Origin of the sequence: Paraburkholderia caffeinitolerans (genome assembly GCF_902859945.1) — a bacterium.
In the GTDB taxonomy this organism is placed as follows: domain Bacteria; phylum Pseudomonadota; class Gammaproteobacteria; order Burkholderiales; family Burkholderiaceae; genus Paraburkholderia; species Paraburkholderia caffeinitolerans.
This window is the reverse complement of the sequence record NZ_CADIKL010000008.1, coordinates 167,513-184,908: the sequence shown is the minus strand read 5'-3', so window position 1 is coordinate 184,908 and position 17,396 is coordinate 167,513. Positions and strand designations below refer to the sequence as shown.

The 17,396-nt window shown below is 67.3% G+C and carries 16 protein-coding genes; 15 read left to right on the top strand and 1 reads right to left on the bottom strand.

The window, feature by feature from the left end; translation table 11 throughout:
* Positions 1-4: 4 nt before the first annotated feature.
* The 6 genes from HV773_RS10670 to HV773_RS10645 all read left to right on the top strand — a co-directional run bounded on the left by HV773_RS10670 (position 5) and on the right by HV773_RS10645 (position 7,716).
* Complete coding sequence (locus HV773_RS10670; RefSeq protein WP_175195129.1) at positions 5-1,786, top strand: FAD-dependent oxidoreductase; 1,782 nt, start codon at positions 5-7, stop codon at positions 1,784-1,786.
* A complete protein-coding gene (locus tag HV773_RS10665) occupies positions 1,783-2,328 on the top strand; it encodes a flavin reductase family protein (RefSeq protein ID WP_175195127.1) in 546 nt (181 codons plus the stop codon). The genes HV773_RS10670 and HV773_RS10665 overlap by 4 nt, the downstream gene beginning before the upstream one ends.
* Positions 2,329-2,348: 20 nt before the next feature.
* Positions 2,349-4,118, top strand: a complete 1,770-nt coding sequence (locus HV773_RS10660) for an FAD-binding protein (RefSeq protein ID WP_175195125.1) — start codon at positions 2,349-2,351, stop codon at positions 4,116-4,118.
* An 18-nt stretch (positions 4,119-4,136) separates the two neighbouring features.
* Positions 4,137-4,901 carry an SDR family oxidoreductase gene (locus tag HV773_RS10655; protein WP_175195123.1) on the top strand — a complete coding sequence of 255 codons (765 nt, stop codon included), beginning with the start codon at positions 4,137-4,139 and terminating at the stop codon, positions 4,899-4,901.
* A gap of 11 nt (positions 4,902-4,912) precedes the next feature.
* Positions 4,913-6,001, top strand: a complete 1,089-nt coding sequence (locus HV773_RS10650; protein WP_175195121.1) for a ferredoxin--NADP reductase — start codon at positions 4,913-4,915, stop codon at positions 5,999-6,001.
* Positions 6,002-6,111: 110 nt separating this feature from the next.
* The gene (locus HV773_RS10645; RefSeq protein WP_175195119.1) at positions 6,112-7,716 is read left to right on the top strand and encodes a FadD3 family acyl-CoA ligase; all 1,605 of its coding nucleotides are present in this window, start codon (positions 6,112-6,114) and stop codon (positions 7,714-7,716) included.
* 68 nt (positions 7,717-7,784) lie between these two features.
* Here HV773_RS10645 and HV773_RS10640 read toward each other — a convergent pair whose 3' ends face one another.
* Positions 7,785-8,225: a DMT family transporter gene (locus HV773_RS10640; RefSeq protein ID WP_175195118.1), complete on the bottom strand. Its 441-nt coding sequence runs from the start codon at positions 8,223-8,225 to the stop codon at positions 7,785-7,787.
* Between the two features lie 161 nt (positions 8,226-8,386).
* On the opposite strand from HV773_RS10640, the gene punR reads away from it, so the two are divergent.
* The 9 genes from punR to HV773_RS10595 all read left to right on the top strand — a co-directional run bounded on the left by punR (position 8,387) and on the right by HV773_RS10595 (position 17,394).
* The gene (punR, locus tag HV773_RS10635) at positions 8,387-9,289 is read left to right on the top strand and encodes a DNA-binding transcriptional activator PunR (RefSeq protein ID WP_175195116.1); all 903 of its coding nucleotides are present in this window, start codon (positions 8,387-8,389) and stop codon (positions 9,287-9,289) included.
* A 242-nt stretch (positions 9,290-9,531) separates the two neighbouring features.
* Positions 9,532-10,443, top strand: a complete 912-nt coding sequence (locus HV773_RS10630) for a VOC family protein (protein WP_175195114.1) — start codon at positions 9,532-9,534, stop codon at positions 10,441-10,443.
* A gap of 9 nt (positions 10,444-10,452) precedes the next feature.
* A complete protein-coding gene (locus HV773_RS10625; RefSeq protein WP_175195112.1) occupies positions 10,453-11,340 on the top strand; it encodes a CoA transferase subunit A in 888 nt (295 codons plus the stop codon).
* Positions 11,341-11,386: 46 nt separating this feature from the next.
* A complete protein-coding gene (locus HV773_RS10620) occupies positions 11,387-12,148 on the top strand; it encodes a CoA-transferase subunit beta (RefSeq protein ID WP_377731360.1) in 762 nt (253 codons plus the stop codon).
* A gap of 17 nt (positions 12,149-12,165) precedes the next feature.
* Entirely contained in the window at positions 12,166-13,065 is a 900-nt protein-coding gene (locus HV773_RS10615; RefSeq protein WP_175195108.1) for an enoyl-CoA hydratase, read from the top strand.
* The gene (locus tag HV773_RS10610; RefSeq protein ID WP_175195107.1) at positions 13,062-14,186 is read left to right on the top strand and encodes an NAD(P)H-dependent flavin oxidoreductase; all 1,125 of its coding nucleotides are present in this window, start codon (positions 13,062-13,064) and stop codon (positions 14,184-14,186) included. Before HV773_RS10615 ends, HV773_RS10610 begins: the two co-directional genes overlap by 4 nt.
* 37 nt (positions 14,187-14,223) lie before the next feature.
* Complete coding sequence (locus HV773_RS10605; RefSeq protein WP_175195105.1) at positions 14,224-15,093, top strand: enoyl-CoA hydratase family protein; 870 nt, start codon at positions 14,224-14,226, stop codon at positions 15,091-15,093.
* Positions 15,090-16,259 carry an acyl-CoA dehydrogenase family protein gene (locus HV773_RS10600; RefSeq protein WP_175195104.1) on the top strand — a complete coding sequence of 390 codons (1,170 nt, stop codon included), beginning with the start codon at positions 15,090-15,092 and terminating at the stop codon, positions 16,257-16,259. Before HV773_RS10605 ends, HV773_RS10600 begins: the two co-directional genes overlap by 4 nt.
* A 76-nt stretch (positions 16,260-16,335) precedes the next feature.
* Positions 16,336-17,394: an acyl-CoA dehydrogenase family protein gene (locus HV773_RS10595; RefSeq protein ID WP_175195103.1), complete on the top strand. Its 1,059-nt coding sequence runs from the start codon at positions 16,336-16,338 to the stop codon at positions 17,392-17,394.
* The last annotated feature ends 2 nt before the right edge of the window (positions 17,395-17,396 follow it).

The window sequence follows — 17,396 nt, the reverse complement described above, 5'->3', positions numbered from 1 at the left end:
GCTCATGAACGATCAAGCCATGGAAACTGAAACGTTCGATGTGCTGATCGTCGGTTCCGGCGCGGGCGGCCTGCTCGCTGCGTGCCGCGCCGCCGATCTCGGTCTCTCGGTGCTCGTGCTCGAAAAGAGCCCGCACTACGGCGGCACGTCGGCGGTGTCGGGCGGCGGCATCTGGGTGCCGTGCAATCACCATATCGCCGAGGAAGGCGGCACGGATACGCGCGAGGCCGCGCGCACCTATATCGAAGCGTGCACGCAGGGCGCGGCAACCAACGGGCGTCTCGACGCCTATCTCGACACCGCGCCCGAGATGCTGCGCTATCTGGAAGCGCGCACGCCCGTGCGCTACCAGTCGCTCTCGCGCTATGCCGACTACTTCCAGAGCCAGCCCGGCGCGATGCCCGGCTATCGCGCGCTCGATCCGCTGTCGTTCGACGGCGGGCGTCTAGGCGCGGAGTTCGCGCGGCTGCGCCAGCCATCGCCCGGCACGCTGATCGGCGGGCGCGTGGCGGTGACCTCCAAAGAGGCGCACACGCTGCTCGCGAAAGAGCGCGGTTTTATCACGCTCGCGCTGCGCGAATTCGGGCGCTACTGGTTCGATATCGGCGCACGGATGCGCTCGCGGCGCGACCGGCGGCTCACGCTCGGCAATGCGCTGGTGGGCGGCCTGCGTTACGCGCTGCTTGAACGCAAGGTGCCGCTGTGGCTCTCCACGCCCATGCGCGAACTGATCGAAGAGAACGGCCGCATCACGGGCGTGGTGGCCGAGCGCCAAGGCAAGACGGTGCGCCTGCTCGCGCGGCGCGGCGTGATTCTCGCGGCGGGCGGCTTCGAGCGCAACCAGGCGATGCGCGAGCGCTACCTGCCGCAGCCCACCGAGGCGCAGTGGAGCGCAACGCCGCCGTTCAACACCGGCGACGCCATCGTGGCCGGCGAGCAGGCGGGCGGCGCGCTCGCGCTCATGGAGCACGTCTGGGGCGCGCCCACGGTGCGCGTGGAAGGCGAGGAAAAGCAGCGCGCGCTGTTCGTGGAGCGCAACCTGCCTGGCTGCGTGATCGTCAACGCGCTCGGACGGCGCTTCGTCAACGAGGCCGCGCCGTACTCGGAGTTCGTGCCCGCGATGTATCGCGACCATGCGGCAACGGGCGCGAACGTGCCCGCATGGATGATCTTCGACGCGCGCTTTCGCAAGAACTACCCCTGTGGCCCGGTCATGCCCGCATCGATGATGCCGGACTCGCGCATTCCGGCCGCGTTTCGCGCGCTGCTGCACCGCGCGGATTCGCTCGACGCGCTGGCCGCGAAAATCGGCGTGGAGGCAGCCGGCCTGCGCGAGACCATCGTGCGCATGAACGGCTACGCGGCAAGCGGCGTGGACGAGGAATTCGGCAAGGGCGGCAATGTTTTCGATACCTACTATGGCGACCCGTCGGTGCAGCCCAACCCGTGTCTCGCGCCGATCGGCGAAGCGCCGTTCTACGCGGTGCGCATCGACGCGGGCGACATCGGCACGAAGGGCGGCTTGCTCACCGACGCCGACGCACGCGTGCTGCGCGCCGACGGCAGCGCCATCGCGGGCCTCTACGCGATAGGCAATACGAGCGCCTCGATGATGGGCGCGAGCTACCCCGGCGCGGGATCGACGCTCGGGCCGGCGATGACCTTCGGCTATCGCGCCGCCAATTACCTCGCCGACCCAAAAAATTCGGCATACGAAACAACTGATCACCCCGGCCAGCGTCAAAACCAGGACCAAGGCCACGAGCTTCGTGGAGTCACACAATGAGCGAACTTTCCCTGGAACCGCTGCGCGCGGACATGCTGCAAGCGATGCGCCGCCTCGCGCGTTCGGTCACCGTCATCAGCTGCTGTGACGGCGAGCGCCGCTATTCGATGTCGGCCACGGCGGTGGATTCGCTGTCGACCGAACCGCCTTCGCTGCTCATCTGCATCAACCGGTCTTCGTCGATTTATCCGCCGCTCGCGGCGGGTGCGGACTTCTGCGTGAACCTGCTGGCGGCGCAGCAGCAGGGCATTGCCATCGACTGCAGCGGACGCCTGAAGGGCGAAGATCGCTTCTCGACCGGCGACTGGCAGCGTTCCGTCGATGGCGTGCCGTATCTGCATGGCGCGCAGGCCAATCTCGTGTGCCGCCAGGACGGCCGCTTCGACTACGGCACGCATACGGTGTTCATCGGCCGGCTGCTCGAAGTGAAGCTGAGCGGCGAGATCGATCCGCTCCTGTACGTGGATGGCGCTTACACCACGGCAGGCACGGCCGCCACGGCTGCGGCTTCCGCCGCGCTCGCACGCTGCGCCACCGCATGAACGCGCGCGCCGCTCACGCCATGAACGACGCGAACACGCACGCCCAGGCAGGCGCGAGCGCGACGCCTGTGGAGCCGCCGCTCGTCGTCGCCGATGTAAGGGCGCACCGCTGGGACGACGCGTGCGGCGTGCTGATTGCGGGCTTCGGCGCGGCGGGTGCGTGCGCCGCGCTGGAGGCGGCGCAGGCCGGCGCGCGCGTGCGCATCGTCGAGCGCTTCGAGGGCGGCGGCGCGAGCGCGAAGAGCGGCGGCGTGGTCTACGCGGGCGGCGGTACGACTTATCAGCGCGAGGCCGGGTATGCGGACACGCCCGAGGCAATGGCCGCCTATCTGCAAGGCGAAGTGGGCGATGCGGTTTCGCCGGACGCGCTCGAACGCTTTTGCAATGGCAGCGTCGCGCAACTCGCGTGGCTCGAACGCCAGGGTGTGCGCTTCGGCTCGACGATGCCCGCGCGCAAGACCTCCTATCCGCCCGAGCACGCCTATCTCTACTACTCGGGCAATGAAGCGGTGGGCGACGCGCCCGCCGTGCCGCCCGCGCCGCGCGGGCATCGCACGAAGGGGCGCGGCATGTCGGGGCGCGTGCTGTTCGACACGCTGCGCCGTGCCGTGCAGGCCGAGCCCAATGTCGAGATCCTGCGCCACGCGGGCGTGCGCAGGCTCATCGTCGATACAACTGGCCGAGTGATCGGCGCGCAGGTCTGGCGCGTCGAGCCGGGCCGCGCGCAGCGCCAGCATGCGCGCCTCGCCCGCTGGGCCGACAAGCTGCACAACGGCCTGCCCGCGCTCGCCGACCGTCTGCGCGCGGCGCTGCTTCGCCTGGAACTGCGCGCGAGCCGTGCGCTCGATATTCGCGCCGATGCCGTGGTGCTCGCCACGGGCGGTTTCATTTTCAACCACGAGATGCTCGCGCAGCACGCGCCGCGCTATCTCGCCAACTGGCGTCTCGGCACCACCGGCTGCGACGGCTCGGGGATTCGCCTCGGCGTCTCGGCGGGCGGCGTCGCGGACCGCATGGAGCGCGTTTCCGCGTGGCGCTTCATCAACCCGCCGTTCGCCTGGGCGCGCGGCTGCGTGGTGGATGCGCGTGGCGAGCGCTTCTGCAACGAAGAGGTCTACGGCGCGACGCTCGGCCATGCGATGTGCGAGACGCGCGACGGGCGCGCGTGGTTGATTCTCGATGCGGCGCTCGTGCGCGAGGCGTTGCGCGAATGCGTGCGTGGCCGCCTGTGGGCATTCCAGAGCGTGCCCGCGCTGATGCTCATGCTGGGCGGGCGCAAGCGCGCGGCCACCGTGGCGCAGCTAGCCGAGCAGATCGGCGCGGACGCCGCCACGCTCGAACGCTCGCTGGCCGCGTACCGCGCCGCCGCGCGGCAAGGGCGCGACGCGGGTTTCGGCAAATCCGCCGCGATGCTCGCGCCGCTCGCGCAAGCGCCGTTCTACGCGCTCGACATCTCGGCGGCGAGCCGCGCGTTTCCATGCCCCGCGATCACCCTGGGCGGCCTGCGCGTGGACGAAACCACCAACGCCGTGCTGCGCGCTAAAGGCGGCGCGGTCGAAGGGCTTTACGCGGTGGGGCGCGCCGCGCGCGGCCTCGCTTCGAATCACTACGTGAGCGGACTCTCGCTCGCGGACTGCATCTGGTCGGGCCGCCAGGCGGGCCGCGCGGCAGCGCGCGAAACGCAGGCCGCACGCGAGCGGATTTTCAATGATCAGGATGCCGAACGTAAAGCATCCGCGATCAAAACAGCAAGCGCGAAAGTCATTCCGCTTTATCCACTGACACACTGACGAAGAGAGAGAACGAAGATGGGAGACAGACTCAAGGGCAAGATCGCCGTGATCACGGGCGCCGCGAGCGGCGTGGGCAAGTGCGACGCGTTGCTGTTCGCCGCTGAAGGCGCACGCGTCGTGCTCACCGACTTGAACGAGGAAGCGGGCCGCGCCGTGGCCGCGCAGATCGGCGACGCGGCGCTGTTCGTGCGTCACGACATTGCCTCGGAATCGGGCTGGAACGATGTGTTCGGCGCTGCGCAAAAGCAGTTCGGCACGCCTGACGTGCTCGTCAACAACGCGGCCATCCTGCAACTCGGCAGCATCGAAGACGCCACGCTCGAACAATGGCAGCGCGTGCTGCGCATCAACGCGGACGGCTACTTCCTCGGCTGCCAGGCCGCGGTGCGCGCGATGAAGGAGAAGGGCGGCTCGATCGTCAATATGTCTTCGGTGGCGGCGCTGGGCGGCCTTGGCGCATTCTGCGCGTACTCGGCTAGCAAGGGCGCGGTCACGGCCATGACGCGCTCGATCGCCGCGCACTGCAAGCAGCAGGGCTACAAGATCCGCGCCAACACCATTCACCCGGACGGCATTCTCACGCCCATGACCGAGCCGTTCTTCGGCTCGGCCGAAGCGGGGCGCACGCAGATCACCGAGTCGGTCGATCCGCGCTCGCGCATGTGCCTGCCCGAAGACATCGCGCAACTCGTGCTGTTCCTCGCCTCCGATGAATCGCGCTTCATCAACGGCAGCGAGTATCGCATCGACAACGCGCAGATGATCATGGGCGTTGCCTGAGGTAATACACCATGACCGAAGCGCGTTTTCATCGGCTGCGGGTAGCCGACGTGATAGCCGAAAGCGCCGATGCGCGCTCGTTCGTGTTCGAACTGCCCGTGGCGCTGGCCGACGCATTCGCGTACCGGCCCGGGCAGTTTCTGACGCTGCGCCTGCCGGGCGAGCAGGCGACGTTGCAGCGCTGCTACTCGCTGTCCAGCGCCCCCGGCGTGGACACGGCCCCGAAGATCACGGTCAAGCGCGTGCGCGAGGGCCGTGCCTCCAACTGGCTGTGCGACAGCGTGCACCCCGGCGACGAACTCGACGTGATGGCGCCCGCGGGCGTCTTCACGCCGCGCTCGCTCGACGACGACCTGCTGCTGTTCGCGGGCGGCAGCGGTATCACGCCGGTACTCTCGATTCTCAAGGCGGCGCTGGTGGGCGGGCGCGGCATGCTCACGCTGATCTATGCGAACCGCGACGAATCCTCGGTGATCTTCGGCGCGGCGTTGCGCGATCTCGCGCAGCGGCACCCCGGCAGGCTGCGCGTGATTCACTGGCTCGACAGCGTGCAGGGCGTGCCGCAGCAGCGCCACCTGGAAGAGCTGGCGCGGCCATGGAGCCGGCAGGAATGCTTCATTTGTGGACCGGCGCTCTTCATGGAAAGCGCTCTGGCCGCGATGCTCGCGCTCGGGCTGCCGCGCGCGAAGATTCATGTCGAGCGCTTTGCTTCGCTGCCCGACCGGCCCGCGCAGGCGGGACCGTCCGCGCGCACGCAGCCGCCGGCACAGGCACAAGGCATCGAGCGTGAGGCAACTGCAAGCGTGACCGAAAGCGCGCCGCAATCCGCGCACATCGAAACGCAACTCGACGGCGCAAGCACGCAGTTCACCTGCGAACCCAACGAGACGCTGCTCGACGCGATGGAGCGCGCCGGTCTCTCGCCGCCCAGTTCGTGCCGCAGCGGCCTGTGCGGCGCGTGCATGTGCCGCGTGGAGGCAGGCAGCGTGACGCTGGCGGAGAACAGCGTGCTCGACGAAGAAGAACGCGCGGCCGGCTGGACGCTTGCATGCAGCGCGACGCCAGCGAGCGCCGAACTGCGTATCGTGTTTCCCGACTAGGCGCCGCGCGTGCACGCTGTGCATGCGAGGTTCCTGGCCCTGAGCGCCGCCGCAACGCGTGCCGTCGTGGACGCACGCAGCGGCGGCGCATGTATTTCCGGAGTCCCTAAATGACGCCCAATCCGACGCCCAACCCGGCAACGCTCCACGAAACCCTGACCACCCCCGCGCTGATCGCACGCGGCGCGGCGCGCTACGGCGCGCGCATTGCGATCGAAACGCCCGAACAAAGCCTGAGCTATGCCGAACTCGACGCTGCGCGCATCGAAGCGGCGCGCGCGCTGATGGCCTGCGGTATCGAATCTGGCGAGCGCGTCGCCATCTGGGCGCCCAATCTGGCTGAATGGATCGTTGCGGCGCTCGCGATTCAAAGCGTGGGCGCGGCGCTCGTGCCTGTGAACACGCGCATGAAAGGCCTTGAAGCAGGCGCGATTCTCGCCGACAGCGGCGCGCGCGTGCTGTTCAGCTGCGGCGCGTTCCTTGGTGAAGATTACCCTGCGATGCTCGCGCCGCACCGGCCCGCCACGCTGGAACGCGTGATCGTGTTCGGCGGCGCATCAACCGCGGATGGCCGCGACGAAAACTGGCAGCAGTTCCTCGCGCGGGCTCCGCAAACGCCGCTCGAAGCGTTTCGCGCGCGCGAAGCGCAAGTAGGCCCCGACACGCTGATGGACGTGATGTTCACCTCGGGCACCACGGGTCGCCCGAAGGGCGTGATGACCGCGCACGGCCAGAACGTGCGCGCGGCGCACGGATGGGCTGAGATCGCGACGCTGCGTGAAGGCGACCGTTATCTGATCGTGAGCCCGTTCTTTCACGCATTCGGTTACAAAGCGGGTTGGCTCGCGGCGCTCACGAGCGGCGCGACCGTGCTGCCGCATCTGGTGTTCGATCCGAAGGCTGTTCTCGAGCGCGTCGTGCGCGAGCGCGTTTCCGTGCTGCCCGGGCCGCCGACCCTCTATCACGCGCTGCTCGAAACGCCGGGGCTCGCGGGGCTCGATCTGTCTTCGCTGCGCGTGGCGGTAACGGGCGCGGCGGCGATTGCGCCCAGCCTCGTCGAGCGCATGCGCGCGGAGCTGAACTTCGAAACGGTGCTCACGGGTTATGGCCTCACCGAATCGTGCGGCTTCGCCACGCTATGCCGTCATGGCGACGATGCCGTGACGGTCGCGCAGACCTCGGGCCGCGCGATGCCGGACATGGAACTGCGCATCGCGGGCGCGGATGGCGAGCCGCTCGCAGCAGGCGAGACCGGTGAGGTCTGGGTGCGCGGGTATAACGTGATGCGCGGTTACTTGAACGATGAGGCGGCCACGACGCAAACGGTGGATGCGCAGGGGTGGCTGCACACGGGCGACCTGGGCACGCTGGACAAGCGCGGTTATCTGCGCGTGACCGACCGCATCAAGGACATGTTCATCGTGGGCGGATTCAATTGCTACCCGGCGGAAATCGAGCGGCTATTCGCGGCGCACGAGGCCGTTGCGCAGGTCGCCGTCGTTGGCATGCCCGACGAGCGCCTGGGCGAGGTGGGGCACGCCTATGTCGTGCTGCGCGCGGGCGCTCAAGCGGATCCGGCTTCGCTTACCGAGTGGGCGCGCAGGAACATGGCGAACTACAAGGTCCCTCGGCGCATCGAGATTGTTGAAGCGCTGCCGGTGAGCGCGGCGGGGAAGGTGCTGAAGTATCGGCTCAGGGAAGGGGTGGCTGCCTAGCGCAGGCATGGCGAGCGGAAGGCGTCATCCCCGCAGCGAATCAGCGAGCAGGTGAGGCGATATTCGCCTCACCTCGATGTGAGCCAGACCCCGGCGATAATGGCGCCAATGCCCGCCACGCGCGTCATTTCGAGCGGCCGCGCCGTAGCCCCGAGCCAGCCGAAATGATCGAGCATGACCGACACGGCGAATTGCGTGGCAACGATGATGGTGAAGGCCGTTGTCAAGCCGAGCCGTGAAGCGGTATAGCCAATCGAACCCGCGATTACGAGTCCAAGCGCGCCCGCCGAGAGTGCGTACCACGGCACTTCGGTCCACGCCTTGAGGCTGCCGCCCTGGACTGCAAACAGCAAAATCATCGCAAGCACGGCGCCGCTAAAGTAATTCACAAAAATGCCGCCCGTGGTGCCAATGCTCTTTGCCATGACACCCATGAACTGCCCCTGCAACGCGACCGCGCAGCCTCCGAGCACCGCGATGGCGCCAAGGCCGATTACGTTGTTTGCCATAAACCCTCGTTGAGAAATAACTGTCGATAGGGACGATATCGGCGCTGTGGGCCAGGTGGCGCCAAATACTGTCCGTAACAGTATCGATGTGCGCAGTTCAAACGTGAAACGGTATATTTTCACGCGTGCCATCAAATAAATTCACAACAAGGGGACGCGCAATGCTATCTATCGAATCACTCGAACTCGTCGAGTTGATCGCGCGAACCGGTAGCTTTACCGCCGCCGCGAAGGCGCTGCATCGTGTGCCTTCGGCAGTGAGTTATGCGGTTCGCAATATCGAAGAGGAACTTGGCGTTGTGCTGTTCACGCGCCAGCACCGCCGCGTCGCGCCTACCGAGGCCGGGCAGCATTTCGTGATCGAGGCGCGCGGCATCCTCAACAAGATGGAGGAAATCCGCCGCGAAACGCGGCGCGTGGCGAATGGCTGGCAGCCCAGCCTATCCATTGCGCTCGACAACATCGTTTCGAGCCACCGCATCAATGCGCTCATGGCCGACTTCTATCGGCACTTCGACAACGTGGAGTTGATCGTGCGCATCGAAGTGTTCAACGGCGTCTGGGAAGCGCTGGCCACGGGACGCGCGGATATCGCAATCGGCGCAACCACGGCGGTGCCGGTTGGCGGCGAGTTCTCGTTTCGCGACATGGGTTCGATCGAATGGGCGTTCCTTGCCAGTCCGCATCATCCGCTCGGTGATGTGCAAGCGCCGCTCAGCACCGAACTGCTCGCCACTTTTCCTTCGATTTGCCTGGAGGACACTGCGCGCGAAATCCCGCGCCGCGATACGTGGCTGCTGCCCAACCAGCGCCGCCTCGTGGTGCCCGACTGGCAACGCGCGATCAACTGCTTCGTGGAGGGACTGGGGATCGGCTATATGCCGGTGCATCTCGCGCGGCCTTTTATCGAATCGGGCCGGCTTGTTGAAAAGACGATTTGCAATCCCAAGACGCCGAGCCCATGCTGCGTGGCGTGGCACAGCCAGAAGATACCGCCGGTGCTGAGTTGGGTACTCGATTATCTTGGCGATAGCGAGAAACTGCACGCCGAGTGGATTTCGTAGGTCCGGTGGCCTACCCAAATATTAGGGTTGCATGAACTCGAGCAGCGCTCCGGTTTCTTGCCGTCCGACACCCGAAGGAAGCGGGATATTGACCGTGACCTTCAACATGGCCAAAGCGCCGTAATCCCCGCCAAACCCCCGCCAGAACACCTCCCCAACCCATAGTCCCAACAGACGATGTTGCCACCGCCCCCGGCGGCCAGAATAGACCTCACTACAACGGGCTTTCTGGAGGGGCGAAGATGAGCGATGTGCGAGCGTTGGGCTACGTCGTCGTGCAGTCGGCACAGGTCGACAAGTGGCGCGACTATGCGCGGGACGTGCTCGGCATGGAGGCGCGTGACGCAAACCAGGGCGCTAGCGGTGAAAGCGGCGCGCTCTACCTCAAGATGGACGAGCGCGATTACCGTTACCTGATCGTGCCAGGCGACGAAGACCGCTATTTTGCCTCGGGCTGGGAACTGGCCGACGAAGCGGCGCTCGCCGCGATGGTCGCGCGGCTCGAACAAGCCGGCGTCGAGCCGCGCCGCGCCAGCGCCGAAGAAACGGCGCTGCGCCGCGTCCAGGCGATGGTCTGGTGTCTCGACCCCTCGGGCAACCGTCACGAATTCTTCTGGGGCGTGCGCTCGGACTTCCGCCGCTTCGTCTCGCCCGTGGGCGTGCCCGGCTTCGTAACCGGCGCCATGGGCCTCGGCCACGCGGTGCTGCCCGCACCGGCGTTCGACGCCACCGACAGCTTCCTGCGCGACGTGCTGGGCTTCGCGCTCTCCGATATCTTCCGCGTGCGCTTCTCCGCCGATCCGGCCGAGCCCGAAAAGCGCATCCACTTCCTGCATTGCGGCAACGCGCGCCATCACAGCCTCGCGATCATGGACCTTGCCGTGCCCTCGGGCTGCATTCACGTGATGGCCGAGGTGCCTTCCATGGACGAGGTGGGCCGCGCGCTCGACCGCATGAACGCGCACGGCGTGAAGCTTTCGGCCACGCTCGGCCGCCACTGCAACGACCACATGACGTCGTTCTACATGAAGACACCGGGCGGCTTCGACCTCGAATACGGCTATGGCGGCCTGGTGGTGGACTGGCGCGAGCACAACGTCTACGAAGCCACGCGCGTGAGCCTGTGGGGCCACGACTTCAGCATCGGATTTTAAGGAACCCTGATGAAAACGCTCGATAAACGCCTGAGCGCGCGCGACGTAGTCGCTCAGCTTGAAGACGGCATGACCATCGGCATCGGTGGCTGGGGCCCGCGCCGCAAGCCCATGGCGCTGGTGCGCGAGATTGCGCGCTCGTCGCTGCGCGATCTCACCGTGGTCGCCTATGGCGGCCCCGACGTGGGTCTGCTGTGCGCGGCCGGCAAGGTCAAGAAGGTGGTGTTCGGTTTTGTGTCGCTCGACGTGATTCCGCTGGAGGCGCATTTCCGCCGCGCTCGCGAAACGGGTGCGATCGATGTCTGGGAACTGGACGAGGGCCTGCTGCAACTGGGCCTGCGCGCCGCTGCCGCGCGCCTGCCGTTCCTGCCCACGCGTGTGGGCCTCGGCACCGATTTGCTGCGCCACGCGCCGCATCTGCGCACGGTCCGCTCGCCTTATGACGATGGCGAAACCTTGCTCGCGATGCCGGCCATCGAGCTCGACGCCGCGCTGCTGCACGTCAACGCCGCCGACGCGATGGGCAATACGCGCATCGACGGTCCCGATCCGTTCTTCGACGCCTGGTTCGCGCGCGCCGCGAAGCGCACCTTCGTGAGCTGCGAGACGCTTTCGGAGTCGCTCGCGAGCGCCGATCTCGAGGCGGCGCGCCGCAATCCGTTCGAGCGCTCGCTCGTGACGGGCGTGGTGCACGCGCCGTGCGGCGCGCATCCCACCTCGTGCGCGCCGGCCTACGGCTGGGATCTGCCGCATTTGAAGGCCTATAGCGCCGCTGCGGCGAGCCCGGAGCAAACCGCCGCGTATCTGCGCGACGTCGTGGGCCCCGACGAGTCCGCCTGGCTGGCGGGCGCGGGCGGTCCTTCCCATATCGCGGCGCTGCCGCTGCCGATTCTGTAAAGGAGCGAGCGTGAACGAAGCAATCGACTATTCCCTCGCCGAGCTGATGATCGTCGCCTCGGCCAGACTCTGGCGTGACGACGGCGAAGTGCTGGCCACCGGCATCGGCACGGGGCCGCGTCTCGCGGCGGGCCTCGCGCGCCTTGCGTACAACCCCGGCCTCATGCTCACCGATGGCGAGGCCTATCTCGTCGAAAATCCGGTGCCGCTGGGCCCGCGCGATTCGACCTATCGCGTGGCGGCGAGCGGCTGGATGACCTACGAGCGCGTGTTCGACTGCGTGTGGCACGGACGCCGCCATGCACTCGTCATGCCCACGCAGATCGACCGCTTCGGCCAGGCCAACATCTCGTGCCTCGGCAGCGACTACGCGAAGCCGAAGACGCAACTGCTGGGCGCACGCGGCTTTCCGGGCAACAGCATCAATCACGCGAACTCGTTCTTCGTGGCGGGCCACAGCACGCGCACTTTCGTGGCGGGCGAGGTCGACATGGTGTGCAGCGTGGGCTACAACCCGGCGCGCGAGATCGAAGGCATGCGTGCGTTCACGGATCTGCGCGCGGTCGTCACCGACCTCTGCGTGATGGACTTCGGCGGCCCGGACCACGCGGTGCGCGTGCGTTCGCTGCACCCAGGCGTGAGCTTCGAGGAAGTGCAGGCGGCCACGGGCTTCCCGCTCATCGCCGCTGACGACATCGGCACGACCGCGCCGCCCAGCGCCGAGGACCTGCGCATCGTGCGCGCCCTCGACCCGCATAACCTGCGCGCAGCAATCCTGCGCGACAACCCCGCGCCGCGGCGCGTGTAAAGCGAAGCGAGGCCATCATGCAGGACAGTCTTTCGCACAACGATGAAGTCGTGCTCTACGAAGTGAAGGATGGCATCGCCACCATCACGATGAACCGCCCCGAGTACCACAACGCGCAGAATTCGCAGATGACTTATGCGCTCGACGCCGCGTTCAAGCGCGCGTCACACGACGACGCGGTGAAGGTCATCGTGCTCGCGGGTGCGGGTAAGCATTTTTCGGCGGGGCACGACATCGGCACGCCGGGGCGCGACATCGACAAGTCGTTCGAGCGCCAGTCGCTCTGGTACGACCACGTGAACAAGGAAGGCGGCGAGTTCCTCTACGCACGCGAGCAGGAAGTCTATCTGGGCATGTGCCGCCGCTGGCGCGACCTGCCCAAGCCGACCATCGCGATGGTGCAGGGCGCATGCGTGGCGGGCGGCTTGATGCTGGCGTGGGTGTGCGATCTGATCGTCGCCTCGGAAGACGCCTTTTTCGCCGATCCCGTCGTGCGCATGGGCATTCCCGGTGTGGAGTATTTCGCGCACGCCTATGAGTTGAATCCGCGCATCGCCAAGGAGTTTCTGTTCCTTGGCGAGCGCATGAACGCACAGCGCGCCCAGCAGATGGGCATGGTCAACCGCGTCGTGCCGCGCGAGTCGTTGCATGAGAGTGTTCAGGAAATCGCCGCGAAGATTGCAGCGATGCCGCGCCTCGGCCTCACGCTCACCAAGCAGGCGATCAATCACGTGGAAGAGCTGCAAGGCAAGCGCGCGGCGATGGATGCCGCATTCGCCTGGCATCACTTTGCGCATGCGCACAACGAACTCGTGAGCGGCGACCGCCTGGGCGGCTATGACGCGCGAAAGATGGCGCAGTCGCAGCGCGCGCCGGGTTCGGAGGCGAAGGAACCTACGCCGGAGAGCACGTCATGAGCGCGCTTCTGGCTGAAGTTCCAGGCACACTGCGCACGCCGCTCACGGACCTGCTCGGTTGCCGTTACCCAATCGTGCAGACCGCAATGGGCTGGGTGGCCGATGCACGCCTCGTCGCGGCCACCTGCAATGCGGGCGGTTTCGGTTTTCTGGCGGGCGCGACGCTGGAGCCGGATCGCGTGGAGGCCGAGATCCTGCGCGTGAAATCGCTCACCGACCGGCCCTTCGGCATCAACTTCCATATGTTCCAGCCCAACGCGGCGCAGGTCGTGGATCTTGCGATCCGCCACCGGCTGCGCGCGGTGAGCTACGGGCGCGGCCCCGATGCCAAGACGATTCGCCGCTTCAAGGACGCGGGCGTGCTCTGCATCCCCACGGTGGGCGCGCCCAAGCACGCGGCCAAGGCCGTCGAACTCGGCGCGGACGCGGTAACGGTGCAGGGCGCCGAAGGCGGCGGCCACACCGGCTCGGTGCCGACCACGCTGCTGCTGCCGCGTGTGCTCGACGCCGTGCAGGTGCCGGTGATCGCGGCGGGCGGCTTCTTCGACGGACGCGGCCTTGCTGCCGCGCTCGGCTACGGCGCGGCGGGCATCGCGATGGGCACGCGCTTTCTCATGACCGAGGAATCGCCCGTGCCGCGCGAAACGCTCTCGCGCTACGTGGCCGTGAAAGATCCGGCGCAGATCCGCGTTTCGGCGGCGCTCGACGGCCTGCCGCAACGCATGATCGACAACCCGTATCTGCTGCACCTGGAATCGCTCGGGCCGCTGCGCCGCACGCTTTTCGCGCTGCGCACCGCGCAGGCCTGGCGCAAGCAGAACGGCTTGTCGCTCGCGCAGATGGCGTCCATCGGCATGAAGGCGCTGCGCGAGCACGGCTACACCGCGAGTCAGACGCTCATGGCCGCGAACGCGCCGTACCTGATCCAGCGCGCGATTGTCGAGGGTCAGCCCGACGAAGGCGTGCTGCCGGGCGGGCAGGCTGCCGCGATGATCGGCGCAATCGAGCCTTGCGAGACGGTGATTCTGCGCATCGTGCGCGAGGCTTGCGAGCGGCTCGATGCGCTTGCGGCGCTGCGCGGCGAGCGCGCGCAAGCAGAAGCCGCCACGGTGCGTGCGTAACGAATATTCACCCATTCACGAGATGAGGGACGGGGACATGACACAAGCAAGCCATAACGGAACAACACAGGGGGCGACCCCGGCCACCGCCGCCCAAAATGGACGGCAGCCGGCTTTCTCGATCGCACGCGTGGGCAAGGAGGGTGCGGTAGCCGAGCTCGCGCTCGACCGCCCGCCCGTCAACGCGCTCGACAGTGAGGACTGGTACGCGCTCGCCGCCGCCATCGACGCGCTTGGCCGCGACGAGAGCGTGCGCGTGATCGTGCTGCGCGGCGAAGGCCGGGGTTTTTGCGCGGGCGTCGACATCAAGGAATTGTCGGCGCATCCCGAGCGCATCGTCGCGGTGAACGCGGGCAACTACGCCACGTTTCGCGCGGTGCACCGCAGCCCGAAGCCGGTGATCGCGGCGGTGCACGGCTTCGTGCTGGGCGGCGGCATCGGCATTTGCGGCGCGGCCGATATCGTGGTGGCCTCGCAATGCGCGCGCTTTGGCGTGCCCGAGATCGACCGTGGCGCGATGGGCGGCGGCGCGCATCTGCAAAGAATGTTCGGTGTGCAGAAGGTTCGCGCGATGTACTTCACCGGCGACATGGTGGGCGCCGACGAGGCATGGCGGCTGGGCGCGGTGGAGCGTGTCGTGCCGCGCGAGCAGTTGCGCGAGGCGGCGCTCGAACTCGCGCAGCGCATTGCCGAGAAGAGCGGCACCATGCTCGCGCTCGCAAAGGAAGCGCTCAACGGCGTGGAAGACGGCGACCTCGAAGACAAATACCGCTGGGAGCAGGGCTTCACGCTGCAGGCGTATATGTCGAACGATTCGACCGAGGCGCGCAGCGCCTTCGTGGAAAAGCGCGAGGCGCGCTTTGATGCGACCCAATCGGGGACACAATCGGGCGAGGGCCGCGCATGAAGCTCGACTACACACCGCAACAGCGCGCGTTTCGCGAGGAAATCCGCACGTGGCTCGCCGAGCACGTGCCGCGCAAGCCACTGCCGAGCTTCGACACCGAAGCGGGTTTCGCCGCGCACCGCGAATGGGAGCGCACGCTGCATTCGGGCCGCTGGAGCATGGTCACGTGGCCGCGTGAGCTGGGCGGGCGCGGCTGCGACTTGATCGAGTGGCTGATCTTCGAAGAAGAATACTGGCGCGCCGATGCACCGATGCGCGTGAACCAGAATGGCATCTTCCTGCTCGGCCCCACGCTGATGGACTTCGGCACCGACGAGCAGAAGGCGCGCTTCCTGCCCGCGATGGCCTCGGGCGAGCATGTGTGGGCGCAGGGCTGGTCCGAACCGAACGCGGGTTCGGACATGGCGGCGATCCGCTCGAGCGCGTTCCTCGACGGCGACGACTACGTGCTCAACGGCCAGAAGATCTGGTCGACGCGCGCGGTCTGGGCCGACTGGCTGTTCGGCCTGTTCCGTAGCGACTCGCAGTCCACGCGCCACCACGGCCTCACGTTCCTGATGGTGCCGCTCAATGCGCCGGGCGTGACGGTGCGGCCGATCCGGCAATTGAACGGGCAGACCGGCTTTGCCGAAATCTTCTTCGACGACGTGCGCGTGCCGGTGGCGAACCGCATCGCGGGCGAAGGCATGGGCTGGCACGTGGCGATGGCGACGGCAGGCTTCGAGCGTGGCCTGATGCTGCGTTCGCCGGCACGCTTCCAGCGCACGGCCGAGGCGCTGCGCGAATTGCTGCTCGCGCATCCCGAGGCGGCGCGGCGCGACCCGTCGCTGCGCCAGCGCGTGGCCGCCGCGTGGATGGACGCGCAGGCGTATGCGCTCTCCACCTACATGACGGCGAGCCGCTTGCAGAAGGGCGGGCATATCGGCCCGGAATCGAGCACCAACAAGGTGTTCTGGTCGGAGCTGGACCTACGGATGCACCAGACCGCGCTCGACATCCTGGGCGCGCAGGCGGAGGTGATGCCGCACGGCGACGAAGCCCACGCGCGACTGGGCAACTGGCTCGACGGATTCCTGTTCGCACAGGCCGGTCCGATTTACGCGGGCACTAACGAAATCCAGCGCAACATCGTCGCCGAACGCATGCTGGGCATGCCGCGCGGGTAGCGAAAACAACGACGCAGCCATTCGCTGCCGCATGCCGTTCGATTCGGAATGCTGATGAATCGAAAAAGGGAGACATATGGACTTTTCATTCGACGAAGATCAGGAAGCGCTGGCCGATTCCGCGCGCCGCTTCTTGATGACCGAGCTCACGCCGGAATTGCTCCGCGAACTGTGGGAGACCGAAAGCGGACGCTCGGAGCCCCTCTGGGCGCAATTGGCGGCGCAGGGCATGACCGCTGTATCGGTGCCGGAGGAGCAGGGCGGCCTGGCCATGTCGGCCGCCGAATGGGCGTTGCTCGCGCAGACCTGGGGGTATTTCGGCGGCGCCGACACGCTCATGGACACCGCGTTCGTGACGGTGGCGATGCTCGCACGGCTCCCCGCGAGTGACTGGCGCGACACGCTGCTTGCGCAGATCGCGGCGGGCAATGCGCGGGTGGCGCTCGGGCATCCGGTGAATCCGCACGTTGCCGACGCGCACGTCGCCCACGTGCTGCTGTGCGAGCGCGACGGCGAGTTGCATCGCGTGGCGCCCTCGGCTTGCACGCGCAAGGCCGTGCAAAGCATCGATCCGTCGCGGCGCATCTTCGAGCTTCAATGGACGCCCGGCCCGTCGACGCGCATCGCAACCGCAGCCGAAGCCGCGCCGATTCTCGACGCCGCGCTCGATCACGGCGCGTTCGCGGTGGCCGCGCAATTGCTCGGCCTCACCCAGCGCGTGCTCGACGCCGCCATCGACTACACCTCGCAGCGCAAGCAGTTCGGCAAGCCCATTGGCGGGTATCAGGCCGTCAAGCACCTGCTCGCCGATGTCGCGATCCGCTATGAGTTCGCGCGCCCCGTGGTCTACCGCGCAGCGTGCGCGCTGGCGACCGACGACCCGCAGCGCGCGCTCTACGTCTCGCACGCGAAGCTCGCCGCGCTGGAAGCCGCGCAACTGGCCGCGCGCAACGCCATCCAGGTGCACGGCGCGATGGGCTACACGTGGGAGCTCGACCTGCAAATCTTCGTCAAGCGCATCTGGGCGCTCGCGGGCAACTGGGGCGACGCCACGTTCCATCGCGAGCGCGTCGCCAGCACGCTCATCGACGCGCATACGCCCATCGGCCCCGCGCGCACCTTCGAACTGGAGTGACC